Below are 23,426 nucleotides of genomic sequence, written 5' to 3'. Positions count from 1 at the left end.
AGCGAAATTTCGCCTCAGCCAAAACATACTACTTGGGATAGATGCGAAATTTCGTCTTTATAAAACTCACAAACTTGAAAAGGTAAAATTTAAATTAGAGACTCGATCGCACACAGCAGCAGTCTGAAATTTAGCTTGTAGAGCTTGCCGGGAGCGAAAATGAAAATTGTACTCGAAAATATTCACAAATCCTACGGAAAACGCAATGTAGTCAGTCGCGTCAACCTTTCGGTAGCCCAAGGAGAAATAGTAGGACTGCTCGGCCCCAACGGTGCCGGCAAAACCACAACATTTTACATAGCAACCGGATTAGAAAAACCAAATCAAGGCACCGTTTGGCTAAATGATTTAGACATCACTAAATTGGCGATGCACCAGCGAGCACATTTGGGAATTGGCTATCTCGCTCAAGAAGCAAGCATTTTTCGCAACATGAGCGTGCGCGACAACATTTTGTTAGTCCTAGAACAAACTCAAGTGCCGCGCTGGGAATGGCGCGAGCGAGTCGATTTCCTATTGCAAGAATTTCGCTTAGAAAAAATAGCATCCAGTTTGGGAATTCAAATATCGGGGGGAGAAAGGCGACGGACTGAACTGGCCAGAGCATTAGCCGCAGGGCGAGACGGCCCGATGTTCCTATTTTTAGACGAACCGTTTGCAGGCGTCGATCCGATCGCAGTAGACGAAATTCAAACCATTATTGCTAAATTGCGCGATCGTAAAATCGGCATCCTCATCACAGATCACAACGTCCGAGAAACCCTCGAAATTACCGATCGAGCCTACATCATGCGAGACGGTCAAATTTTAGCCTCCGGGGCGGAAGAAGAACTCTACAGCAACCCTTTAGTGCGACAGTATTACTTAGGTGACAACTTCGTGCGATAGTCTTTTGAAGGCATTCCCCATGGCCATAATTTTAGATTCGAGATGTTAGATTGAGGAGCAAACTGCAAAAAGCCCAAACTATGAAAATAGCAATATCCAATTCTTTGAATCCCATCAACTGGCTGCCGAGAATTTCAGTAATGGACTGGTACATTACCAAAGAACTAATCGGCCCCTTTTTATTTGGCGTCGGACTCTTTACATCCGTCGCCGTCACAGTTGGAGCTTTATTTGAATTAGTCCGCAGAGTAGCAGAATCCGGCCTCCCCTACAGCGCAGCCATAGAAATTTTTCTCCTGCAAATTCCCTACTTCGTAGTGTTGGCTTTCCCGATGTCGATGCTGCTAGCAACCTTAATGGCCTACAGCCGAATGTCCAGCGACAGCGAACTCATAGCCCTCCGCAGTTGCGGAGTCAGCGTATACCGATTGATACTGCCTGCTGTGATAATGAGTTTAATTGTTGCAGGCTTCACCTTTGCTTTGCAAGAGTTAGTTGTACCCGCCGCCAGCTACAGAGCTACTGTGACTTTAGACAGAGCCCTGAAGCGAGAAAAACCGACATTTCAAGATAGAAATATTATCTACACAGAATTTCGCAAACCCGAAAAAGGCGGCGACGAAATCCTGGCCCGCTTTTTTTATGCAGAACAATTTGACGGCCAGCAAATGAAAGGTTTAACAATTATCGATCGCTCCACCCCAGGCCTCAATCAAATCGTTTCTTCAGAATCCGCTACTTGGAATCCCTCAGAAAATACCTGGGATTTTTTCAACGGAACCGCTTATATAGTAGCTCCTGATGGCTCTTACCGCAATATAGTTAGGTTTCAACACCAGCAATTGCAACTGCCCCGCACGCCCTTAGATTTAGCTGCGAGAGCGCGGGATTTTAAGGAAATGAACATTGCCCAAGCCTTAGAGCGTTTGGATATCCTTAAAAACAGTGGCGACGAACCGCAAATTCGCAAATTAAAGGTGCGAATTCAAGAAAAATATGCTTTTCCTTTCGTGTGCATGGTATTCGGTTTAGTGGGAGCAGCTTTGGGAACTCAACCGCGCCGCTCCGGGCGAGGAACGAGTTTTGGTATTAGCGTAGTTGTGATTTTCACTTACTACGTATTTTCTTTCATCACCAGTTCTATGGGCGTGAAAGCTGTTTTGACTCCGATTCTTTCGGCTTGGTTGCCTATCGTGTTTGGCTTGGGAATCGGGGGATTGTTGTTGGTGCGGGCCGCCGCTAGGTAAGTTTTACCACTAACATTGGGAATTGGGCATTGGGAATTGATAATATCGTTTTCGTAGCCCCACTTCCATCATTTAAGGATTAGAAAAAGTATTGATTTCGCCACCGCCAATGTAGCGTCCCGGAGCCAGGGAGCGGGGTGTAGAAAAAGTTTGAGGTTGAATGGGCTGCACGCCCTGATTTGTGTTTTGGGGAACAACTCCAAAGTTAGGCGGCTGTGGCAAATTAAGCTGACTCGGTGGAGGTGTTTGAAATTGAGAATTCGCTGCATTGGGAGAGAATTGAGGGCTAATTATCTTGCTTCCCCCAATCCCACTTGGAAAGGGAGATGCACCGACATTGGGAAGTAGAGGTGTTGGCGAAGGTATGGCTACTGGAAGTGCCACAGGTTGAACTTCAGGTGCGAAGCCTGAGCCAGATAAATTAGTTTGGTAGGGATTTTTCGGCAAAGCCACCGTTGCAGCCCCTGCATTAATTTCGGGAAGGCTCGGTACTCGGGAAGTTAACCCCGCTAATGATTCAGGGACTGTAGCTGTCGGTTTTAAGAATTCTTGAGATTCCTTGCTCACATTATTTGTCGGAGCCACAAGTGGGAGAAGTGCTGTGGGAACATTCACTGGAGTGGCTCCACTTTGAGCTGTAGCGGTCGTTGGGAGCAAATTGGTCGCATTTCCTGCCGCCGGATCGGAAGCCGGTCGATCAAGCAATTTAGCCGAGTCTGCTGTTTTTTCAGCCGAAGCCGCCGTTGGCGAAGTGTTAGCAACGACGTATTTTTTCATAGCTGCTTGCAGCGGACTCAAAGGCAGAGAATTTTCGTTTTGTTTATCTGAATTAGCATCACTCGACGCCTGCGATAAAGTTGCTGTCGCTGTACCCCCAGACTCAGGCTTGATCGTTTTTATCCCGGAAGTTAGTCTCCCGCTGCTAGATAAACTCAACGCTGATGTTCCGTTTGAACTTGGCAAGGTGGAATTTTGGGGGTTATTGTTTCCGGCCTCGACAGCAGAATTTGCTAAATTTGACAAGGATAAAAATCCGCTGCTTCCTACCCGCTTGGGGGCTAAAGATGGCTGAGGAGTTTCTAAGTCCCGATCTCGAAGTTCCTCGAATAAACCTTTGCTTTTTACTACTGATGAATTTAACAAGTTCAGTTCAGAAGCAGTAGAGCCATTAAACTGATTGACTAGCACTGGTGAGCTGTCGATTTCAGCCGCAATGGCGGTATCTTCAGCAGATAGTCCCGATAGCGAAGCTGGAGTGTTTGAGGCTGGTTCTTCTTCGCCATCTATACTCAACCTTTCTGGATTTACAGAGACCTCCCAGATAAATAACCCCCCCGCACACAGCACGGCTAAGGGAGCCCAAACGGCGGGTTGCGTCCAGTGGCGCAACCGCGCTATTAGATAGCGGACAGATGTAGGAAATCGCTTAAAAATTGACATAGTTTTGCTTCCTTCCGATCGTGCGGATTTAAAACTATTTTCCCTAGTCTACCACATCAATCTTGATTATTTTTGCTATGCGGGGGTAAGTGCGATCGGGAGCATCTCGGTTTGGCTTTTACTGTCGGTGTGCGATCGTCCGGCTGGCTATATTTATAGATTTTGCTGTGCGGGACGGATCGCACTCCCAAAAAACGCTTTTTACTTTCTGCCCAGATGCTCCGAGTACGATCGAACTTTTGATTGAAAGTTGCGAAAGCTCAATGCAACCGGTGAAAATCCATAAAGCACTGGTAGAAATATGTCTTGCTTTCCTTAAATCAAGGGGCATAAGATGATAAAATTTTATGGGATGCTGTGTCCGGCCAGCCGGGTCTGTTAGCAGCTCGACCTCAAACCAAAATGTCAAGGTAAAATTGGCAATTGCTGAGAACAACACCCAAGAAAAGTTGAGAGGAAATTAATGAAAAAAATCGTAGAAGTATTAGCAAATCGGGAACAACTGATAGATCGATCGCTCGAGATTGTGCTGTCGAAAATCTCAGAAGCCATAGCAGAACGCGGACTTTGTACGATCGCCGCAGCGGGCGGAAGCACACCGGAACCCCTCTACAGAGCGATAGCAGCCCAAGACCTGCCTTGGGACAAAATTCACGTTTTCTGGGGCGACGAACGCTACGTTCCCCCAGAACACCCAGACAGCAATCAAAAAATGGCGCGCCTCGCATGGCTCGATCGAGTGAATATCCCCGCCAGCAACATCCACCCCATGCCCACAGGCGCCTGCGACCCCGCAGCCGACGCTGCGGCGCACCAAACCGAATTACAGCAGTTCTTCAAAGTATCCGACGGCGAGTTTCCTGCCTTCGACATCATTTTATTGGGCATAGGAGACGACGCCCACACAGCCTCTCTATTTCCCGGCACAGCAGCTTTGCAAGTCCGCGACGCCCTAGTAACTGTCGGCAACAAAGACGGTCAACCCCGCATTACCTTTACAGTCCCCTTAATCAACCGGGCCCGGTGCGTCATCTTCATGGTCGCAGGAGCCAGCAAACAACCCGCCCTAGCTCAAATTTTTGCCCCCGCAGCCGACGAAATGACCTATCCAGCCAGACTCGTTCAACCAGAGGGCGAACTTTGGTGGCTGTTCGATGCGGCGGCTGGCGAAGCAGTAAAATAGCCGACAGAGCCGCAAGCGTGCCAACACAGTCAGCATTATCACTAACTCAATCTTGCCCATCACAGCTAACGTCACGGCGTCAGCTCAGTTGCTAGTATTAGAAGCAATATAAGAATTGTGGCGGTTAAAGTTAAAATTTGACCATATACACGAGTATTTTTATGAGGCTGATTTGAAAATCTGGCCGATAGCAAGGAGAAATCGATGATTGTCTGTCCCAATTGCAATCACCAGAACCCCGACGGGGCCAGCCAGTGTGAGGCTTGCTACACGCCTTTACCTGTTACCGCAAGTTGCTCGAACTGCGGTGCAGCAGTTCAGACAGATGCAGCATTTTGCGGTCAGTGTGGCTTTAATTTGCGTCCGGGTTCCATAGTTCCAGAAGTTGAGGTGACAGTACCGTCCCCCTCGCCTGTAGGCCCGACAGTGGTATCCTCACCGGCGCCGGATTTAGTGCCACCCGATCCCCTGATGGCAATGGAACCTCTAGTTACCCTGAATAAGGGGCTTAACTTGGAAAAAACTCCTGCCAGCATTCCGACGATTCCAGATCCCCCGCCTTTGCCCTCGGTTCCTGTTACAACTGAATCGGTGGCAACACCAGTAACTATCTCTCCTCCGGTTCCGGGCCTACAGCCAGCAGGTGTAGCTAAAACTCAACTGCAACAGCAGTCGGCGCGCCTGCTACACGTTCAGACAAATACCCCGATGGAATTGCCTCACAGTCTGGCTGTGGTTCACATAGGCAAGCCAAATGATTTAGTGCCCCCGGATATTGATGTTTCGGGATTTGCTAATTCTGAGATAGTTTCTCGGGTACACGCAAATCTCCGGGTGGAGGGAGATGCTTGCTACCTAGAAGATGTAGGCAGTTCCAACGGCACTTACGTCAACAATACTCCGCTACCCAAGGGAAACCGCCACCGGTTGCGACCGGGAGACCGCATTTCTCTGGGCAAAGGAGACCTGGTTACGTTTTTATTTCAAATCTCTTAGAGCGAGTTTGGATTGGGCGATCGAAAGTCTAAAATCTAAAATCGCATCTTGAGGCGCTCTACCAAAACTCAATGCAGCCAATGTGATTAAGCTGACCTTGCTACATCCACTCCAGTCTATACCCGTCCGCAGTTGGATCTTTGAAGACGAGCAGGTCGTCCGGATCGGGCGTTCGACCGAAAACCACGTCGTTCTTTTTAGCGCTGTGGTTTCTCGTCGCCACATCGAATTGCGGCGCAGCGGCATAACTTGGGAACTGATCAATTTAGGTACCAACGGCACTTACCTCGATGGTAAGCCGATCGCTAAGGTTCCCATTGTGGACGGTCTGATCGTTCACTTGGCTCGCTCTGGGCCGAAAATTCAAATCAACGTAGGCCCGAATCAGTCCTCAGTCCAGTTAGGACAAATTAGCGTCAAGCCTAGGGAGGCTAAGGAAATTCACGCTCCCTCGGGCGGCGTGCACATTAGCACGATTCCTGTTCCCGACCACAAAGAAGTTGGCAATTCCAGGGAAGAGGAGGAGTTAACCCAGGCAGATAATAATCGCCATTATTCGGAAGAAGAATATTAAATCGGCTTCTTTGGACGATCGACATTTTTCAAAGGCGGCACTCAGGAGTTTATTTATGAGTACATCACCACAGATTGTTAGGCGCAGCGAACTGCAGGGCCGCCGCACCATCGACCGCAGAACGGCGGAAGAGGTCGGCAGGGTAGATCGGGTTTGGCTCGATGCTCACTCCCAGCGGGCGATCGGCTTTACTTGCAAGTCGGGCCTTTTGGGTAGCAAAAAAACTTGGTTCGCTTGGGCACAAGTTGATACAGTGGGGGAAAATGTTTTTGTCACCATTAACCCGGAACTGCCGGAATTGCATCAGCCGGAACAAGCTGTTTGTCCGATCGGGCTTGAGGTGCTCACGGACGCTGGGAATCAGGCAGGTGCAGTGGTTGACTACCTTTTTGATATCCGCACGGGTTCAGTAACCCACTACCTATTTAAATCAAGCGGCTGGCGCGGTGTTTTAGACGACATTTACTTGTTACCTGTGGCAGCTATTTCGACCATTGGCAGCAAGCGGGCGATCGTCTCTGAAGCTGCTGTATCAGAGCCAGTGCAGTACGCGGAGGGACTGCACAAAAAAGTCGGTCTGGTAGCAGAGTTTTTACACGAAGATTTCGACAGAACTCTCAAAAATGTGGCCGGTGTGAAGCGGGGCGCTCAAAGTCTGGCGGAAAAATTCCAAGATAAAGCTCTCGAAGTCAGGGATGTAGCTCAAGAAAAAGTTGCAGAGTTGAAACGGCAAAGGCAAGAATCTGTCCAGCCAGAGCCGAAACCGGAGCCGCCTGACTCAGATTTGAGCTGAAGTTTGGTCTTCCCGCTCGCCGGGGGACTAATTGCCGATCGCATTTTCGGGCGGCGCGCGCGAGGAAGGTCGATCGGTATTTTCGCTATGAGAAATTGATGCGTTGTCGCTTAAAATTCCAGTGCTGCTCAAAGCATTGTATTTTAAAGGTATCGCATCAATAAGGAAAATGTTAGCAACTCAAAATGACCTATGCTGTTTGATACAATCAACAAGTATTTTATCTAGAGACCCCAGGATTAATAATTGGTTAACTTCTTTCTTTATAAACAGCGAGTCCTTGAGCAGTGACTGTCGCCTGATCGAGAAGTCGAATCAGCGGTGCAACCAGCGCGGGTCTGAGTTAAAGTCTCTGGTTCATCAGCGGGAAAAGGATTATTTAGCCGATCGAATTGAGCGGCTCACCCATCGGCAGAATCGCTCCCTCACAGACCACATTAATCACGCGGTTAAAACCGCCGTCCATCACTGGGAAGTTCACCCGACTAATCACATCGTGTTTGGTTGTTACCGAGGACAGCAAAAATTGGCGCCTGCGCCAAAAGCTCACCCTCAAAAGTTGCTTCAAATGCCTCAAGCAGCCAAAAGTTCGACTTTTACTGCCGATAGAGGGAATAGGGGCGCACTGACGACGCCTTTAAAAAGCAAATTTTTTGCAGTTTTCTCCCAAAAAATCTCTCTGGAAGTATCCCCGTTTCAGTCTGGCGGTGGAGTGTCAAAACATCAGTGATTACCTTAACTCTTTTACATCCTATCCAGTCTGTCCCAGTTCAAAGTTGGTGTTTTGAATCAGAACCGGTGGTTCGGATCGGTCGATCGAACGACAATGATGTAATTATTTACAGCGCTGTAGTTTCCCGCCACCACGTAGAGCTGTGGAATCACGCTAATGGCTGGGAAATTATTAATTTTGGTGCTAACGGCACTTATGTAGATGATAGACCGATCGCTCAGGTGTCCGTTGTGGACGGTATGACAATTCGCTTGGGCAATTCCGGGCCAAAAATCAGGATTCGGGTGGCCGCCACGAATCAACCGGGCAAAATCATTAAGCCACCGCAGCGCGAACTCCGCCAAAAGGACGAAGTTTCAAAAAACAGGTCAACAGCTTGGCCTGGGGGCGTGGGAATCCTCGAAGACGATGAACTTGGGGGGCTGACTCAAATCGATCTTGACTGACCGGCCGCTATCTATCTATCCCTGCTGGCTAGTTCCCACAAAGTGACCGATGCCCAATTCGAGCGTCTAACTAATATTGGGGTAAGTGGCCTGATTTGTGCCTAAATATCCCTATACATTAATTAACAGGTTATCTAGTAGGATGTCAGCCTTCTAAAGATAAGATTGGGGGGAGATCGATCGATATTAGCTCACTTTCGCTGTTTGCCCAGCGGCGGTAATCTAAGAGCAACTGGTGCATCAACCGCTGTTTGACGCTCAGCAGTACGCTCTTGAGCAAAGCATTCCCCGTTGCTTCTAAAATGGGTTTGGGCGTCAGCCAAAACGGCGGCGGTAATTCTACTTGCACTTCCAAATCCGCTTTTCCTTTCAAGTATGCTACCCCGCTGCTTTGGTGTACACAAAGCTTTCCTTTGAGATTGAGAGCAAAGCGATCGTTGATATAACCCACGCCGAGAATTTCGCAGGCGACGGACTGCAAATTGATTGTGCCATCCGACTGGGCCCACACCCTCATGTCTACTGTGGGTTGAATGCTCAGCATCATAAATTGTAACGGTCGCATTTTTAGGCGGAAACAGTCATCGCTTAGCTGTTGTGTGCGACTTTGATCAACGAGGGCGTTCACCAGTCGCCTCGGCTGGCGCAGATAATGTTGAATGGGAACCCGTTCCTCTGGTACGGCGATCTCAACGGATTGGGAAGAATTAAAGCGGGTATACATGAGAAAATATCAAAATATAGGATTCCTAAGCATATCTTAATAAAGTATCACCTTTTTTAAGGTGACATACGTAGCGCACTAAGTCGCACGCCCAGCAATGTCATCCGAGAAATCACTGATTAAAGCTTTCTGGACATCGCTAATTTTTCATCATACTTCCTAGCTGATGAGAGTAAAGCAAACATTTGTAACCTAAAATTGCCTCTACATGAAAATTTCGTTAGCGCAGCCCTCGAAGAGGATCGCACATCTCGGCCCTGTTGGTACAAATGCAGAAACAGCGGCTCTAGCTTATCTCAATTGGTTGAGCCTGGAAACTAACTTGGAATGCACCCTGTGTCCTTATTCCACCATTTCCCAAGCGCTAGAGGCATCTGCCGTAGGGCAGGTTGACTATTCAGTTGTGCCCGTCGAAAATTCGATCGAAGGCAGCGTGACTGTCACCTTAGATACACTCTGGCGACTCGATCAACTCCGCATTCAACACGCCTTAGTTTTGCCAATTTCCCACGCCTTAGTGTCTAATGCCAAAAATTTTAACGAGATTCAAAAAGTTTACTCTCACCCGCAAGCGCTAGCTCAGTGTCAGGTATGGTTGGGGCAGTTTATTCCCTCAGCTCAATTAATTCCGGCGAACTCTACGACGGAAGCATTGCAATATCTGGAAGATAGAAATGTAGCAGCGATATCTTCGCCAAGAGCGGCTGAACTTTACAATTTGCCAGTGTTAGCTCACCCCATTAATGATTATCCCGATAATTACACTCGCTTTTGGGTACTCAGCAGGAGTGGTGGAGAAATCGCCAACGTAGAACCAGGGGAACACTCATCCCTTAAATCCAGCACAACATCTGCTGCTAAGTTGATCCTCGATACTTCACCGTCTAATTGCACCCATACCTCACTAGCTTTTAGCGTACCGGCCAATATGCCGGGAGCACTGGTAAAACCTTTGGAAGTATTTGCCAGTCGCGGTATTAATTTAAGTCGGATTGAATCTAGACCGACTAAAAGATCACTCGGAGAATATATTTTCTTTATGGACGTTGAGGCTAACGCCTGCCAAGCATTTGTTCGAGCGGCACTCGAAGAATTAAAAAATCACACAGAAACTTTAAAAATCTTTGGTTGCTACAATTTACTGTCAGTAGTATAATTTTCTTTTATGTAGTATACTTTTTAAGTCAACCTTAGGAGGCTGGTGAGATGAATGCTGATGAACTTCTCAAGCGATACGCCGCCGGAGAAAGAAATTTTCATGAAACAAACTTGAAAGAGGCTTCTTTGCGAGAAGCTTTCCTAATTCATATTAATCTAGCCTGCGCGAATCTCAAAGAAATAAATTTTGCTTTGGCCAACCTAATGGGGGCAAACTTAATAGGTAGCAATCTCAAGAATGCTTGCCTGGTGATGACCAAACTCAATGGGGCAAACCTGAGCCGAGCCGATCTAAGTTTCGCCAGATTAACAGGAGCTGACCTGATTGAAGCAAAACTGAAAAACGCCAACTTGAGCGACACCAAAATGATCGGTGTTGATTTGAGCGGAGCTTTCTTGTACGCCGCCAACCTAATGGAAGCAAACCTCATAGATGCTTGCTTGGACAATACAAACCTCGAAGAAGCCAATCTAAGCGAGGCTAAACTGCGGGGAGCAAGTCTAAAAAAAGCCAACTTGAGAAACGCTTTTTTGTGTGAAAGTAACCTTGAGGACGCCGATTTGAGAGGAGCTGACTTGAGGGGTGCTAATTTGAGCGGGGCATTTTTGTGCGGTGCTAATCTTGAGGGAGCTCAGCTAGATAAGGCAATTTTAAGTGGGGCTATACATTTTTGCGTCAGACAAGTTTGAAATCACGCAATAATATATAACCGGAGAATCCGACAACTAAGGACTAAAAAATATACTATTGACTTGGCTGAAAGTGAAGTCTATTTGCTGCTGTACCTTAGCAAAATGAAGCTGCATTTTGAGGATCTCTTTCTTAGAATTAGCTTGAGCAATCTTACTTTCCAAAGCCAGCAAGTTGCGGTTGAGGTTTTCTACTCGCACAGTTTGGTAGTCTAAGTCAATTTTTAGTTCTGCCGCCTGATCAAATTGAACCTGCTTGCGAACCACGGCGAGGCGAACTGAATTCTCATCCTGTGTCTGAAGAGCTAGCAAAGCTCGCTGCTGCCACTGGTTGGCTTGAGATTCAGCTTGATTGTACAGCCACTGAATCCGCAGTTGGGCGGAAATCGCAATGCCAACAGCCTGACGCAGTTCTTTGAGAGGTTCCTGAATTTCTAAGATTAATAGTTCCCAAAGATTCATCAGTTCGCTGGTAAATTCTTCGCGTTCTACAGAGGCTACCAGTGCTTCTAATAGCAACAAATTTGGTTGCATTTGCTGCGTAATTGTCTCAAATATTAACTGTGCTTCGGACATTTGCCGATCGTAATTTTTTTCTGAGACTGCACCGGATGAGTGCTTTAATATTTTTTCCGTGCTGTCTAACTCAGCTTCTGAATCTGAACTTGAAGCTACAAAGGCTTGTAACTTTTCGCGGGCGATCAAATTAAGCCTTTGTCGAAGCAAATCGGAGGCCGCCCGCTGCACTGGCCCTGTTTCGCTTTGACAAATCTTGATGACTATTTTTAAGCCAGCATCGCCGTAATTCAGTGTCTCTCTCAGGGCGGCAATTCGATGTTCGTTGACAGAACTAGACAGCCGATGTTTAACTCCTGCTAGTCCGCCAAGCACTACACCGCCCACAGGAGGTGGCAGTTGACCGCCTCTAACTGCATCGTATGGTTTCGGTTGGTCGTGATTTTCTAACACAAGCATTTACTGCTATAAGGAACCTATCCGAACCTGTTTGAAGTTAAGAATTGAACAGATACCAGTTCGCAAAAATAATGGAACTGTAAGCGCGCGATCCAAACCCTTAGTTCATCAGTCAATCGAAAATCAAAAATCGAATGATTTGTGTGTAATTCTTTCTGCAATGGAGGTCAAACAGATCGTACTTTTTGCCTGCCCCATTGACTATTTGAGCGTATCTTTCAGTACAGTCCTCGCTGCCAAGTGATTGCGAGTAGAAGTCAAAATTTCGGTTTCGCGTTCCAATCTCGCAGCAGTATCTTGCAATTCTAAAAGAGTTTGCTGTTCTGTCGCGGCGCCGTAAAGGTAGCTGGCTACCCAGTAGGACAATTCTGTAGGCAAACTGGGAATGTCTTCGGGCAGGTCGATCGGCTGATCCATCAATTTACTGGAGAGGCGAACTACATCTCTCAGCAGTTGTTCGACATCTTTTCCCAAAGGTCTGAGGTCTTGTTGCGGCGGTGCGTCTTCGATCCATTCTACTAGACCGACTAAATACGGTTTTTCCCGAACGGCGTCGAGGACTCGGAACCGCTGCTGGCCGAGAGTCATAATTTTCATGCGATCGTCGGGGAGGCGCTGACAGTGAATCACTTCGGCGCAACAGCCAACGGCAGAGACTTTGTTTTGGTTGGGGTCCCACATGAGTACACCGAAACGCCGATCGCCCTCCAGAATCGTATTCATCATGATTCGATAGCGAAACTCGAAGATTTGCAGCGGGAGTGGCCTACCTGGAAATAGAACCACTTCCGGCAACGGAAATAAGGGGAGTTCGCGAACTGCTACAGAGGAAGAGGATGCCATTGTCGCTCAAAAGTGACGGTACTTGCGCTTATTTTTCTTACTTTAACTGATTAAAGGCAATTCGGGGGCAGGAGCGATCGGGCTTTTTCGGTGGCAACGGGAGCGACGGCTCGCTATCTCTGGTGCTGACAGCTTGACCAAGGCGTTATTTCGTCAAAATGTTAAATATACCTTTTTGCTAAACTAAGTGAGTCCGAAGGCGATGATAGCGACTGCTAAAGGAGCGTTTTTGTAGTGAGCGCCCCTTAATTAACAATAATTATTTAAATTCGTGTCGGAGCAGAAATTATGGGTGATTATTAACTAATAACTAATACCTAATAACTAATGACTAGGAAAATTTCAACAAAAAGAAGGAACAATTTATTTAATCTTTGTTCCTTCTTTCCGAGTTTTCGATAACTCAATCTACAGCTTGACTTCGATATCTACGCCGGCTGGCAAATCCAGTTTCATCAAAGCGTCAATTGTTTTGGCCGATGGCTGGTGAATGTCGATAATGCGGCGGTGCGTGCGGGTTTCAAAGTGTTCGCGAGAATCTTTGTCTACGTGGGGCGATCGCAGCAAGCAGTAAATCCGCCGTTTTGTCGGTAGGGGAATCGGGCCGATCGCTGTGGCTGCTGTGCGATTTGCTGTATCTACAATCTTTTCGCAGGATGCGTCTAGAATTCGGCGATCGAAAGCTTTGAGGCGGATGCGAATTTTTTGCTGTTGAATTGTTGCCATTTTTGTTTCTTTAATTTTCTAGGTTCAGTTTATTTTTAGTCATTAGTTATTAGTTAGTCGTCATTAGTTATTAGTCATTAGTTATTTAATCTTTAACTACTAACCGCTGACTGCTGACTGATGACTACTGACTGATGACTGCTGACTACTCACTAAATAGCAGAAAAGCCTGATTAAATTTGGTGGCTTTTCTGCTATTTAAGTTGTTATCGGAGTCCTACTTGAGGATTTTGGAAACAACGCCGGCGCCGACGGTGCGGCCGCCTTCGCGGATAGCGAAGCGCATTCCTTGTTCGATCGCGATCGGGTGAATCAGTTCAACAGTCATTTTGATCCGGTCACCGGGCATCACCATTTCTGCTTCACTACCGTCATCAGCGGTGAACTGTGCAATCGTACCGGTCACGTCAGTGGTACGGACGTAGAATTGAGGGCGATAGCCAGAGAAAAAGGGCGTGTGCCGGCCGCCTTCTTCCTTCTTCAGGATGTACACTTCAGATTCAAACTGAGTGTGAGGCATGATGCTTTTCGGCTTGGCAATCACCATTCCGCGTTCAATATCCGCCTTTAAAATCCCCCGCAGCAGTAGACCAACGTTGTCGCCTGCCAAACCTTCTTCCAGAGACTTGGTGAACATTTCCACACCAGTCACTGTAGTGCTGCGAGTGTCCTTAAGACCCACCAATTCGACTGTTTCGCCGACTTTGATGGTTCCGCGTTCGATCCGGCCAGTGGCGACAGTACCCCGACCAGTAATCGAGAATACGTCTTCAACTGCCATCAAGAAAGGCTTGTCAACTTCGCGTTCTGGGGTGGGGATGTAAGCATCTACTTCTTCCATCAGCTTGTAAATTTTGTCAACCCACTCATTTTCGCCCTTGACAGTCTTGGGATTAGCAAGCATCGCTTCGAGAGCTTTCAATCCCGAACCTGTGACGATGGGGATGTCATCGCCCGGAAAATCGTAAGAGCTCAAAAGTTCGCGAACTTCCAGTTCTACCAATTCCAACAGTTCAGCATCATCCACCATGTCTTCTTTGTTCAAGAAGACAACCAAGCTGGGAACGCCAACTTGCTTAGCTAGCAGGATGTGTTCGCGAGTTTGAGGCATGGGGCCATCTGCTGCTGACACTACTAGGATGCCGCCGTCCATTTGAGCAGCACCGGTGATCATGTTTTTCACATAGTCAGCGTGTCCGGGGCAATCTACGTGAGCATAGTGCCGACCTGTGGTTTCGTATTCCACGTGAGCAGTATTAATCGTAATACCCCGTGCTTTTTCTTCTGGCGCAGCGTCGATGTCGGCGTAGTTCTTAGCCTTTGCTTGACCTAGTGCAGAGAGAGTCATCGTAATCGCGGCGGTCAAAGTTGTTTTGCCGTGGTCAACGTGACCGATCGTGCCGATGTTTACGTGGGGTTTATTCCGTTCAAATTTTGCGCGTGCCATTCTTGATCTGTTCCTTGTTTTTTTTAGCGATTTTAGACTTGAGATTTTAGATTCTAGACTTTGGATTCAATCCAAAATCCAAAATCTAAAATCCAAAATCATTAGTTCCCTTTGTTCTTAGCGATAATGGCTTCAGCCACGTTTCGCGGCACTTCTTCGTAATGGCTGAATTCCATTGTGAAGATGCCTCGACCTTGGGTTTTCGAGCGGATGTCGGTGGCGTAACCAAACATTTCTGCTAGTGGAACTTTTACAGAAACTTTGGCTATCCCCTGATCCGTCTCTTGACCTTCGATCTGACCCCGACGCGAGTTGAGGTCTCCGATGACGTTCCCGATGTAATCTTCGGGAACTTCAACCTCTACTTTCATCATAGGCTCTAGCAGCACTGGCGACGCCTTCATCACGGCTTCTTTGATCGCCATTGAACCGGCGATCTTAAATGCCATTTCTGAGGAGTCTACGTCGTGGAAAGACCCGTCTACCATAGTAGCTTTGAGGTCAATCACGGGATATCCTGCTACAATACCTGATTCGCACGCTTCTTTCATCCCTTGTTCTGCCGGGCCGATGTACTCTTTGGGTACAGTGCCACCAACAATTTTGGAGACAAATTCAAAGCCACTTCCGACTTCGGTGGGTTCTAGTTCGATCACGACGTGACCGTACTGACCTTTACCCCCGCTTTGGCGGATAAATTTACCTTCGGCGCGGACGGATTTGCGAATGGTTTCACGGTAGGCTACTTGTGGCTGACCCACGTTGGCTTCTACTTTGAATTCCCGCAGCATCCTGTCTACCAGGATTTCCAGGTGCAGTTCGCCCATGCCGGCGATGACTGTCTGGTTGGTCTCTGGGTCAACGTTGACTCGGAAGGTGGGGTCTTCTTCCGAGAGCGACTGGAGGGCTTTGGAGAGCTTCTCCATGTCTTGTTTGGTTTTGGGTTCGACAGCCACCGAGATAACTGGCTCTGGAATAAACAGAGATTCCAGAATCACTGGCGCTCCTTCTTCGCAGAGGGTGTCGCCGGTGAAGGTGTCTTTCAAACCCAAGGCTGCTCCCAAGTCTCCGGCTCGGAGTTCCTCAACTTCTATCCGATCGTCCGCTTTGAGGACAATTAAGCGAGAAACCCGCTCTTTTTTGTCTTTGGTGGAGTTCAGGACGTAGGTACCTTTTTTGAGGATACCGGAGTAGACGCGAACAAAGGTCAGGCGACCGTAGGGGTCAGCCATGATTTTGAAGGCCAGGGCTGACAGCGGGGCGTTGTCGTCGGCAAACCGCTCTGCTGTGTCGCCGTTGGGTAGGAGTCCTTGAATTGGAGGAACTTCCAAGGGCGACGGCAGATAGTCGATGACTGCATCCAACAACAACTGAACGCCTTTGTTTTTGAATGCCGAACCACACAACATGGGGACGATCGTACCTTCGACAGTGCCGTGACGCAGGGCCAAGCGGATTTCGTCTTCCGTTAACTCTTCGCCTTCGAGGTATTTCTCCGTGAGGGCGTCGCTGGTTTCTGCTACGGACTCGATCAGCTTGGTGCGGTATTCTACGGCTAGATCCTTTACTTCATCGGGGATTTCTACTTCCTCGATGTCGGTTCCCGTGTCGTTGTTGTAGATATAGGCTTTCATTTGCACTAAGTCTACAATTCCCCGGAAGTTTTCTTCACTGCCGATCGGGATTTGGATCGGTACGGCGTTCGCTCTCATGCGATCGCGAATTTGGCCGTAGACTTTGTAGAAGTTTGCGCCCATCCGATCCATTTTATTGACGAACACAATCCGGGGTACGTGGTACCTATCGGCTTGTCGCCAAACTGTTTCGGATTGCGGCTGCACTCCCCCTACCGAGCAGAACACTGCGATCACTCCGTCGAGCACTCGCATCGAGCGTTCGACTTCGATCGTGAAGTCTACGTGTCCGGGAGTGTCGATGATGTTGATTTTGTAATCTTTCCAACTGGTGGTGATAGCAGCGGCAGTAATCGTAATTCCCCGCTCCCGCTCTTGCTCCATCCAGTCAGTGACTGCTGTTCCCTCGTGCACTTCACCCATTTTGTGAACCATGCCTGAATAGAACAGAATTCTTTCAGTTGTTGTTGTTTTGCCCGCGTCTATGTGGGCTGCGATGCCGATGTTGCGAGTTTTTTCTAGCGGGACGGTACGTGCCACAGCTACCTCCTTAATCTTGTGTTGCTGTTATAATACTATTATACTACACAGTAACCCTATTTTGCACTCCCCAGTAACTTACAAAAGTCTCTGGAGTTTATTGTTACATTTTAATATTTTTTGCAAGATTTGTTTACAAAAATATTAAGGATGCGACATGGAGGATTCAGAGAGTGCGTGAATTTTGAGTGCGTAAATTTTGATTTTGGGAGTCTTGAGTTTGCTTCACGAATCGCAACTGCGCCAAGAGAAGCAATCTCAACACTCAAAACTTACACTTGCCAATTTCTCACCCGATGCTTTTATACCGCACGATCGCGCTCTTCTCCATGCCCGTTGTTGCAGTTAGTAGCGGTAGTGAGCAAAAGCCTTGTTAGCTTCAGCCATGCGGTGAGTTTCTTCGCGCTTGCGAATAGCACTCCCTGTTTCGTTAGCTGCATCCATCAGTTCGTTGGCTAGCTTGGCTGCCATCGAGCGGCCGGTGCGGGCGCGGGCAAATCTGATCAGCCAGCGGAGGGCGAGGGTTGTACCGCGATCTGAACGCACTTCCATTGGCACTTGGTAGGTGGCGCCACCTACCCGCCGGGCTTTGACTTCGACTAGGGGTGTCGCGTTTTTGACTGCTTTTTCAAACAAGTCTAACGGTTCAGCCCCTGTGCGTTCTTGGATGGTTTTGAGGGCGTCGTAGACGATGCTGGAGGCAACGGATTTTTTGCCGTGCTGCATGATCCGTCTCACCATCATGCTTACCAACCGGCTGTTGTAGGTTGGATCTGGTGGAACTGGACGTTTTTGAATAACTGTGCGGCGAGACATAGTTCTATTTGGGATTTTTGATTTTGAATGATTGAGTTTGGGGTTTTGGGATCACATCTCGATTGATGACGATCAAGCGTGCAATTGAGCGGCGCGATCGGATTTATTTTTGCTTCCCAACCCCGACGATCGGGCGAGTTCCGTGTTATTTTTTCTCTTTAGGACGCTTGGCCCCGTATTTGGAACGACCCTGCTTGCGGTCTTTCACCCCAGCGGTGTCTAATGTACCGCGAATGATGTGGTATCTAACTCCGGGCAAATCTTTTACACGACCGCCCCGGATCATTACTACCGAGTGTTCTTGCAAGTTGTGACCGATCCCAGGGATGTAGGCGGTGACTTCAAAACCAGAGGTCAGCCGTACCCGAGCCACCTTCCGCAGCGCCGAGTTGGGTTTTTTCGGGGTGGTCGTGTACACTCTGGTGCAAACTCCGCGGCGCTGGGGGCAACTCTTGAGAGCTGGCGATTTGGTTTTTTTCTGCGTTTGTTCCCGTGCTGAACGGATGAGTTGCTGAATAGTGGGCATGAGTTACGGCATTTCTAGCTTTTTGCTGAATATAGTGATTTGGCTGTATCCGCACTGAAAGTCCCTTCCCCTCTGGGGGGACGGGATGAATGAAAATAATTATGGGTAAGTGAGGATACCAGACTCTGTATTGTACACGACGCGTGTTTCTTTGGCAAGAAATTTGCGCGACCACCGCTCCAACTTGCTTCCTTACTGCAAGTTGTCCGGGGGCGAGCGCAACGGGAGAATGGTATGTGACATCCTATAATTTAGGCGCAACTATGATGATTTTCACAGCCGTCAGCAAAATTTATGAGATCGCAATATCGCGCTTTTTCGCTCAAATTACCATTGTTAGGAGAGGTGCATTAACTCCAGCCTGGGATCGCATCACAGTCTATAGCCGATCTACATCACATAAAGTTATCTAAAATTGCCGGACAATAAGAAATATACATTGAGTTGACTGCAGATGACAACCAAAGCTTATATTCCTGAATATAAAATTTCCGAACTTTACTTGAATATTTGGAAATCCGGTAAGATCGATCGGGATCAGTTCCAGGAAATTCAATACGCAATTAATTCTCACAGTTTAAAAAGTTCAGAGGATCGAAAAATTGTCAGCAGGCTGCTGTATGCAGTACGGCGGGGATGGGTGTCAGTGATGGACTGAGTTGCTTGGGAGTTTTGAGTCAGGGCGCGAGATTGCTTCGTGACTCCCCGGGCGTAGCTGCGTCAATGAGTTTTGAGATTACCACCCACGGAGCACAACACACACGGGGTGCATGAGTGGTGATACCAATTTACTATCAAGCTGCATTTAATATAACGCTAAGGATATAGTTCCAACCAAAAAGACATCAGCCTCATTTAGTGTATCTTGATAGTGAATTGGTATGAGCTAAAATCTCATCCATAAAAGTAGACGAATCCCCAATAGATGCACCGCTCTTAAAAGGAAATATTAAGGTAAAAGGATAGGGTATGTTTAATTCTACAGAACTGCTGATCGAGGCTTTCATCGAACAACTTCAGAACGGGTACAGCCGCACTTACGGAGGCTACAAATCAGATTATGCTGACATTATTGCCTGGGTGGGGGCAATGGCGTTAGAAAACATCGCCAACAGCGATGCTCTTTATCACAATGTAGAACACGCCATTTGCATTAGCTTAGTCGGTCAAGAAATCTTGCGGGGAAAACACATTCGCAAGGGCGGAGTTTCCTGCGAAGATTGGCTGCACTTCATTATTTCTTTGCTGTGCCAAGACATCGGATATGTCAAAGGAGTTTGCCGGCAAGACCAAGAATCAGAAGGATTGTATGCTACGGGAAAAGATGGCATGAGAATTGCACTTGCTCCCGGTGCAACAGCGGCTAGCTTAGCTCCTTACCGAGTTGACAGAGCTAAATTGTTTATTGACGAGCGCTTCGGCAACCATAAGCTAATTAATGCTGAGATAATTAAGCAGAACATAGAACAGACTCGTTTCTCGGTCCTTGACGGCAACACTGACGAGGAGGCAGTTAATTACTCTAGTTTAGTTCGCGGTGCTGACTTGATAGGTCAGCTCAGCAACCCGCAATATTTGCAGAAAATTGGCGCGCTCTTTTACGAGTTGGAAGAAAGCGGTGCTACTAAAGTTTTGGGCTATCGACATCCGGGCGACTTGCTGCAAAGCTACTCTAAGTTTTACTGGAGCGGCATTTATCCTCACATCAGTGAATCTCTCGGTTACTTGCAGTTGACCCAGGAAGGCAAACAGATTGTTGCTAGTTTGTACGCTAACATATTTCGGATGGAACACCAACGTTGCGATTCTTCTGAGGTTGCTTGATTGCAAAAGTGAATTCAGCAGTCAGCAGTCAGTTGTCAATGATCATGGGTTATTTTTAGGTCCTAATAACTAACAGCTCATAACGAATAAAAAAGCACAAATTACCAATTATCACCAATTCCATATTACCTAAGTGTATTTCATCCAAATCAACTAATTTCCTCCTCCATTTCCGAATGATATCTGGGACACAACCAATTGCTGGGTACCAAAGAAGGCCATCCCTCCCGTAGCGCTTCCAAACAAACAGCTCGCACAGTTAATTGACAGTCAAGCAGTTCAACCCCAGCTTTTTCAACTTGCTTTTTGCCAATTTTTAAAATTGATTCATCGCTAAATTCAAAGGTTTTGTGACACTGAATGCAAACCAGATGATGGTGGTGGTGCAATTCGGGAAAATTCAGTTCGTAATGTTTGTGTCCTTCTGCTAATTCTAGTTCACGCAAAATTCCTATCCTTGCTAATAAATGCAGCGTTCGGTAGACAGTAGACAAGCCTATTCGTTCTCCTTGATTCTGCAAAGTCCTGTATAATTCTTCCGCACTTAAATGATTACCCTGCGGTAGATTTTGAAAGACACTCAAAATAGTTTCTCGCTGGGGAGTCAGGCGGCAGCCTCTTTGGTTGAGTTCGACTTTGAGTGAGTTAGCACTGTATAAATTCATGTCGGAAAAAATAAAAAAGTTGAACGAGGATGGTCATGGATTATCTGTTATTTATTCGTGCTATTTTTTAGATGCTCCTAAAGTATATTTTCCGTGATAATCCATATAACTCTAGACTCCCCCTTTAGTCCAGGGTAATCTGCTAGCCACCTATCCCCTTTGCTAAAAGTGGAACTGAAAAAGTTGTTTTCGGTATTTCTGCGTAATTTTTGTGAAGTTTATAGCAATGTTGCGGATAAGCATTGATAAAACAAGTCTTAGGTTCAAAGTCAGTGCAACCGCTCGCATCTTCAGCACAAGCAACGCACGGGCGCACTGTAAATGTGAGGCGGTAGTCGTTAGTAAAAAAATTCCAATCACAAGGAATTGGATACAAGCGCTTGATTTGATGCACTCCTTCTGGCAATGTTATGGACAGACTCCACAAAAATAATCAAAGTGGCAATACATAAATATTAGAAAAAGACAGTCATAAACCACCGAGATACATAGCTTTAGCCCCCAACAAGAAGGTAGCGACACCCAGCAAAAGTAGGTGGATGCCCAAGATGGTGGTCACTTTGTGTGCGTCTTCCCATGTGTAGCCAAAGAAAGAAGTTCTTGCTTCGAGGGTGGCTGGCCCTTTGAGGGAGTGAAAGATGCCGCCGAAGCCGAGAAAGGCTGAGCTGATTAGGTGAATCGCCCTAACGGCGAAGTACGGATCAGTCTCGACAATTTTGCCTCCCGCACCCCCGCCCAAGCCGAGTCTGGCTAGGTTTGGCAACAGGATTAAGCCTTGTTCGTACATGGGCAATTCTGAGTTAAAGCGAGAAAGCTCTAATAGGGTATAGGCTCCCGCCCAGAAGACGATGAGGCCGGCGTGGGCGACGTGGATACCGAGCAAACGGCCGGAAAGGTTGATTAAGCGGGCGTTGCCGACCCACCAGGGAAATGATTTTCCTTCGGTTGGGAAGGATTTTTTTGCCATGCTGGTCACGGCGATTTACCTCTTGAGAAAGATGTCAGTGGAGTTTTAAGCGATCGCAGATTATTGATATAGATAATCAACAATTTTAGTAGTTTAGTCAAGGGGTATTTGAGAAAAATTTTCACTGATTTGAGTTCAGGTATGTAAATCAGTAGGAAAAAACATCGTTATATCACGATTATGACTGTTTTTGGCGCTTGAGCGGAGTTTGGCTTCTCCTTAGCCAAAATAGCAGCTAAAGGAATACCTCTAAATTTATTGATAAATAATATTATTAAAGAGTACTATGGCTAGAGTATTGTTTAAGTAGGTATCCAATCCTCTCGGAAAAGACAAGGTGGAAAAAGAAATCCGGTACTTTCCTATGGACAAGCTTCTCTAAAAGTACGGTTAGAGGCAGGGCGGTTTCATTCTCACGAAAATCGCGATTTTGTAGGGGTAGTGCCCCCGTGCCTACCCCCCCCACAGGCGATTTCACAGTTTCAGACATGGGGGCAGCCACGGGGGGCAGCCCCTACAAGAGAATGAAACCGCGCGGTTAGAGGGGGGTGTGGGATTGTTTTTTCCGAATGAAGAGAGTTAATGCCTACTTGTTGACATATTCATCTCAAACTCCAAACAACTAAGCCTGAGAGCAAATGCTCTCAGGCTTTTCTAGCGGAACTTTTAACTGCTTGTTGCATCTGGCGTGCTAGCTCAAGCAGAGGATTTTGTTTGTTCAGCTACTTGCTCGTTGTTGGGTAACTCCAGGCAATAACCAGCCCCGTATACGGTTTTGATGTACCGAGGATGGCGGGGATCGGGTTCCATCTTGGTTCTCAGGTGTCTGATGTGTACACGAATAGTTTCGATGTCGTCGTCGGGGTCGTAACCCCACACTTCTTTGAGAATTTCGCTAGGAGAGACTGTCTGACCGTGGCGCTGAAGCAAGCAGTGCAGCAGCTCAAACTCTAGGTGGGTCAGTTTGACTGTCTGAGCGTACCAAACAGCTTCAAACCTTTCGGGGACAAGGGTCAGCGGGCCGTAATTCAGGATTTCGGAGTGTTTGGCCGCTTGGGGGATGCGGTCTGTGCGTCTTAGTAGAGCTCGCACTCGGGCTAGCATCTCTTCTAGTTCAAAGGGTTTGGTCAGGTAGTCGTCGGCGCCGGAGTTGAAGCCTTCTACTTTGTCTTGAGTTTGACTTAAGGCTGTCAACATCAAGACGGGAATGTCTGAGGTGCGCTCGTCACGCCGCAAACGCTGACATACGGTGAATCCGTCTACTCTAGGCAGCATGAGGTCTAGCATGATCAGGTCGGGGAGCAGTTGTATGGCTAGTGCCTGACCTTTGATGCCGTCTTCTGCCTGGGTGACTTCGTAGCCAGCCATTTCTAGGTTGACTGCTACGAGTTCGGCGATCGCCGCGTCATCATCAATAACAAGTATCCGAGGCATCATTATTTATCTCACCGCTAACCGAATGGCAGATCCTACAGCCTTCTGGGGGTTCCAGGTAACTTTAACGAACAATTTTTTAATTTTAAGCTTCATTAAGGATTATAAGGTTAATTAAGAACTTTCGGAACTCTGTAAATATTCTTGTACTAATTAT

At 47.4% G+C, this 23,426-nt stretch carries 24 protein-coding genes and 1 pseudogene; 12 read left to right on the top strand and 13 right to left on the bottom strand.

Translation table 11 applies throughout. The annotated features are described in order from the left end of the window. Positions 1-159: 159 nt before the first annotated feature. Positions 160-888 carry an LPS export ABC transporter ATP-binding protein gene (gene lptB, locus QUA07_RS18850; protein ID WP_333034782.1) on the top strand — a complete coding sequence of 243 codons (729 nt, stop codon included), beginning with the start codon at positions 160-162 and terminating at the stop codon, positions 886-888. An 80-nt stretch (positions 889-968) separates the two neighbouring features. Continuing rightward, positions 969-2,135 (top strand): LptF/LptG family permease, encoded by a 1,167-nt coding sequence (locus tag QUA07_RS18845; protein WP_333327822.1) that lies wholly within the window; start codon positions 969-971, stop codon positions 2,133-2,135. A 72-nt stretch (positions 2,136-2,207) separates the two neighbouring features. Here QUA07_RS18845 and QUA07_RS18840 read toward each other — a convergent pair whose 3' ends face one another. Both QUA07_RS18840 and QUA07_RS18835 read right to left on the bottom strand, forming a co-directional pair. Then, a complete protein-coding gene (locus QUA07_RS18840) occupies positions 2,208-3,575 on the bottom strand; it encodes a hypothetical protein (RefSeq protein WP_333327819.1) in 1,368 nt (455 codons plus the stop codon). A gap of 118 nt (positions 3,576-3,693) precedes the next feature. Then, on the bottom strand, positions 3,694-3,906 hold the full coding sequence (locus QUA07_RS18835) for a hypothetical protein (RefSeq protein WP_333327817.1): 213 nt from the start codon (positions 3,904-3,906) through the stop codon (positions 3,694-3,696). 132 nt (positions 3,907-4,038) lie between these two features. On the opposite strand from QUA07_RS18835, the gene pgl reads away from it, so the two are divergent. The 6 genes from pgl (at position 4,039) to QUA07_RS18805 (ending at position 8,300) form a co-directional block, all read left to right on the top strand. Beyond that, positions 4,039-4,758 (top strand): 6-phosphogluconolactonase, encoded by a 720-nt coding sequence (pgl, locus tag QUA07_RS18830; RefSeq protein ID WP_333327814.1) that lies wholly within the window; start codon positions 4,039-4,041, stop codon positions 4,756-4,758. 204 nt (positions 4,759-4,962) lie between these two features. Further along, positions 4,963-5,754, top strand: coding sequence for an FHA domain-containing protein (locus QUA07_RS18825; protein WP_333081242.1), 792 nt, complete (start codon positions 4,963-4,965; stop codon positions 5,752-5,754). A gap of 82 nt (positions 5,755-5,836) precedes the next feature. Further along, positions 5,837-6,328, top strand: a complete 492-nt coding sequence (locus tag QUA07_RS18820; RefSeq protein ID WP_333081243.1) for an FHA domain-containing protein — start codon at positions 5,837-5,839, stop codon at positions 6,326-6,328. Positions 6,329-6,383: 55 nt separating this feature from the next. Next, positions 6,384-7,121 (top strand): PRC-barrel domain-containing protein, encoded by a 738-nt coding sequence (locus tag QUA07_RS18815; RefSeq protein WP_333327811.1) that lies wholly within the window; start codon positions 6,384-6,386, stop codon positions 7,119-7,121. Positions 7,122-7,401: 280 nt separating this feature from the next. Next, positions 7,402-7,851, top strand: coding sequence for a hypothetical protein (locus tag QUA07_RS18810; protein ID WP_333327809.1), 450 nt, complete (start codon positions 7,402-7,404; stop codon positions 7,849-7,851). Continuing rightward, the gene (locus QUA07_RS18805; RefSeq protein ID WP_333081247.1) at positions 7,848-8,300 is read left to right on the top strand and encodes an FHA domain-containing protein; all 453 of its coding nucleotides are present in this window, start codon (positions 7,848-7,850) and stop codon (positions 8,298-8,300) included. Before QUA07_RS18810 ends, QUA07_RS18805 begins: the two co-directional genes overlap by 4 nt. 145 nt (positions 8,301-8,445) lie before the next feature. On the opposite strand, the gene QUA07_RS18800 is transcribed toward QUA07_RS18805, so the two are convergent. Then, a complete protein-coding gene (locus QUA07_RS18800) occupies positions 8,446-9,024 on the bottom strand; it encodes a DUF1997 domain-containing protein (protein ID WP_333327806.1) in 579 nt (192 codons plus the stop codon). Between the two features lie 208 nt (positions 9,025-9,232). Between QUA07_RS18800 and pheA the strand changes: the two genes are divergently transcribed. Both pheA and QUA07_RS18790 read left to right on the top strand, forming a co-directional pair. Beyond that, positions 9,233-10,180, top strand: coding sequence for a prephenate dehydratase (gene pheA / locus QUA07_RS18795; protein WP_333327802.1), 948 nt, complete (start codon positions 9,233-9,235; stop codon positions 10,178-10,180). A 50-nt stretch (positions 10,181-10,230) separates the two neighbouring features. Then, entirely contained in the window at positions 10,231-10,872 is a 642-nt protein-coding gene (locus QUA07_RS18790) for a pentapeptide repeat-containing protein (protein ID WP_333327799.1), read from the top strand. 36 nt (positions 10,873-10,908) lie between these two features. On the opposite strand, the gene QUA07_RS18785 is transcribed toward QUA07_RS18790, so the two are convergent. The 7 genes from QUA07_RS18785 to rpsL form a co-directional block, all read right to left on the bottom strand. Next, on the bottom strand, positions 10,909-11,847 hold the full coding sequence (locus QUA07_RS18785; protein ID WP_333327796.1) for a PspA/IM30 family protein: 939 nt from the start codon (positions 11,845-11,847) through the stop codon (positions 10,909-10,911). A gap of 201 nt (positions 11,848-12,048) precedes the next feature. Further along, positions 12,049-12,690 (bottom strand): LON peptidase substrate-binding domain-containing protein, encoded by a 642-nt coding sequence (locus tag QUA07_RS18780; RefSeq protein WP_015174045.1) that lies wholly within the window; start codon positions 12,688-12,690, stop codon positions 12,049-12,051. A gap of 408 nt (positions 12,691-13,098) precedes the next feature. Next, positions 13,099-13,416, bottom strand: coding sequence for a 30S ribosomal protein S10 (rpsJ, locus tag QUA07_RS18775; RefSeq protein ID WP_006632193.1), 318 nt, complete (start codon positions 13,414-13,416; stop codon positions 13,099-13,101). A gap of 217 nt (positions 13,417-13,633) precedes the next feature. After that, complete coding sequence (gene tuf / locus QUA07_RS18770) at positions 13,634-14,863, bottom strand: elongation factor Tu (protein WP_190660866.1); 1,230 nt, start codon at positions 14,861-14,863, stop codon at positions 13,634-13,636. 101 nt (positions 14,864-14,964) lie between these two features. Then, entirely contained in the window at positions 14,965-17,037 is a 2,073-nt protein-coding gene (gene fusA, locus QUA07_RS18765) for an elongation factor G (protein WP_333044560.1), read from the bottom strand. A gap of 345 nt (positions 17,038-17,382) precedes the next feature. Continuing rightward, positions 17,383-17,853, bottom strand: a complete 471-nt coding sequence (rpsG, locus tag QUA07_RS18760; protein ID WP_006632196.1) for a 30S ribosomal protein S7 — start codon at positions 17,851-17,853, stop codon at positions 17,383-17,385. A 145-nt stretch (positions 17,854-17,998) separates the two neighbouring features. Then, positions 17,999-18,379: a 30S ribosomal protein S12 gene (gene rpsL, locus QUA07_RS18755; RefSeq protein ID WP_006632197.1), complete on the bottom strand. Its 381-nt coding sequence runs from the start codon at positions 18,377-18,379 to the stop codon at positions 17,999-18,001. A gap of 454 nt (positions 18,380-18,833) precedes the next feature. Here rpsL and QUA07_RS18750 point away from each other — a divergent pair, with 454 nt between their 5' ends. Then, positions 18,834-19,037, top strand: coding sequence for a hypothetical protein (locus QUA07_RS18750; protein WP_333081254.1), 204 nt, complete (start codon positions 18,834-18,836; stop codon positions 19,035-19,037). Positions 19,038-19,348: 311 nt separating this feature from the next. Then, positions 19,349-20,203 carry an Npun_R2479 family HD domain-containing metalloprotein gene (locus QUA07_RS18745; RefSeq protein ID WP_333327792.1) on the top strand — a complete coding sequence of 285 codons (855 nt, stop codon included), beginning with the start codon at positions 19,349-19,351 and terminating at the stop codon, positions 20,201-20,203. A 149-nt stretch (positions 20,204-20,352) separates the two neighbouring features. Here the strand turns inward: QUA07_RS18745 and QUA07_RS18740 are convergent, their stop codons facing one another. From QUA07_RS18740 to QUA07_RS18730, 3 genes and pseudogenes are all read right to left on the bottom strand, one after another. After that, on the bottom strand, positions 20,353-20,868 hold the full coding sequence (locus QUA07_RS18740) for a transcriptional repressor (RefSeq protein ID WP_333327789.1): 516 nt from the start codon (positions 20,866-20,868) through the stop codon (positions 20,353-20,355). Between the two features lie 472 nt (positions 20,869-21,340). Continuing rightward, a pseudogene (locus QUA07_RS18735) lies at positions 21,341-21,835 on the bottom strand (chlorophyll a/b binding light-harvesting protein); the annotation flags it as partial. 696 nt (positions 21,836-22,531) lie between these two features. Next, positions 22,532-23,269 carry a response regulator transcription factor gene (locus QUA07_RS18730; protein WP_333081299.1) on the bottom strand — a complete coding sequence of 246 codons (738 nt, stop codon included), beginning with the start codon at positions 23,267-23,269 and terminating at the stop codon, positions 22,532-22,534. Positions 23,270-23,426: the final 157 nt, after the last annotated feature.

It is taken from the genome of Microcoleus sp. T3_A4 (assembly GCF_036700465.1).
Lineage (GTDB): Bacteria > Cyanobacteriota > Cyanobacteriia > Cyanobacteriales > Microcoleaceae > Microcoleus.
This window is presented reverse-complemented; position numbering and strand designations above follow the sequence as displayed.

What these genes read in the sequence shown, in the direction of transcription:
- lptB (WP_333034782.1), top strand. Translation starts at nt 160, where the DNA reads ATGAAAATTGTACTCGAAAATATTCACAAATCCTACGGAAAACGCAAT.
- QUA07_RS18845 (WP_333327822.1), top strand. Translation starts at nt 969, where the DNA reads ATGAAAATAGCAATATCCAATTCTTTGAATCCCATCAACTGGCTGCCG.
- QUA07_RS18840 (WP_333327819.1), bottom strand. Translation starts at nt 3,575, where the DNA reads ATGTCAATTTTTAAGCGATTTCCTACATCTGTCCGCTATCTAATAGCG.
- QUA07_RS18835 (WP_333327817.1), bottom strand. Translation starts at nt 3,906, where the DNA reads ATGCCCCTTGATTTAAGGAAAGCAAGACATATTTCTACCAGTGCTTTA.
- pgl (WP_333327814.1), top strand. Translation starts at nt 4,039, where the DNA reads ATGAAAAAAATCGTAGAAGTATTAGCAAATCGGGAACAACTGATAGAT.
- QUA07_RS18825 (WP_333081242.1), top strand. Translation starts at nt 4,963, where the DNA reads ATGATTGTCTGTCCCAATTGCAATCACCAGAACCCCGACGGGGCCAGC.
- QUA07_RS18815 (WP_333327811.1), top strand. Translation starts at nt 6,384, where the DNA reads ATGAGTACATCACCACAGATTGTTAGGCGCAGCGAACTGCAGGGCCGC.
- QUA07_RS18800 (WP_333327806.1), bottom strand. Translation starts at nt 9,024, where the DNA reads ATGTATACCCGCTTTAATTCTTCCCAATCCGTTGAGATCGCCGTACCA.
- pheA (WP_333327802.1), top strand. Translation starts at nt 9,233, where the DNA reads ATGAAAATTTCGTTAGCGCAGCCCTCGAAGAGGATCGCACATCTCGGC.
- QUA07_RS18790 (WP_333327799.1), top strand. Translation starts at nt 10,231, where the DNA reads ATGAATGCTGATGAACTTCTCAAGCGATACGCCGCCGGAGAAAGAAAT.
- QUA07_RS18785 (WP_333327796.1), bottom strand. Translation starts at nt 11,847, where the DNA reads ATGCTTGTGTTAGAAAATCACGACCAACCGAAACCATACGATGCAGTT.
- QUA07_RS18780 (WP_015174045.1), bottom strand. Translation starts at nt 12,690, where the DNA reads ATGGCATCCTCTTCCTCTGTAGCAGTTCGCGAACTCCCCTTATTTCCG.
- rpsJ (WP_006632193.1), bottom strand. Translation starts at nt 13,416, where the DNA reads ATGGCAACAATTCAACAGCAAAAAATTCGCATCCGCCTCAAAGCTTTC.
- tuf (WP_190660866.1), bottom strand. Translation starts at nt 14,863, where the DNA reads ATGGCACGCGCAAAATTTGAACGGAATAAACCCCACGTAAACATCGGC.
- rpsG (WP_006632196.1), bottom strand. Translation starts at nt 17,853, where the DNA reads ATGTCTCGCCGCACAGTTATTCAAAAACGTCCAGTTCCACCAGATCCA.
- rpsL (WP_006632197.1), bottom strand. Translation starts at nt 18,379, where the DNA reads ATGCCCACTATTCAGCAACTCATCCGTTCAGCACGGGAACAAACGCAG.
- QUA07_RS18750 (WP_333081254.1), top strand. Translation starts at nt 18,834, where the DNA reads ATGACAACCAAAGCTTATATTCCTGAATATAAAATTTCCGAACTTTAC.
- QUA07_RS18745 (WP_333327792.1), top strand. Translation starts at nt 19,349, where the DNA reads ATGTTTAATTCTACAGAACTGCTGATCGAGGCTTTCATCGAACAACTT.
- QUA07_RS18740 (WP_333327789.1), bottom strand. Translation starts at nt 20,868, where the DNA reads ATGAATTTATACAGTGCTAACTCACTCAAAGTCGAACTCAACCAAAGA.
- QUA07_RS18730 (WP_333081299.1), bottom strand. Translation starts at nt 23,269, where the DNA reads ATGCCTCGGATACTTGTTATTGATGATGACGCGGCGATCGCCGAACTC.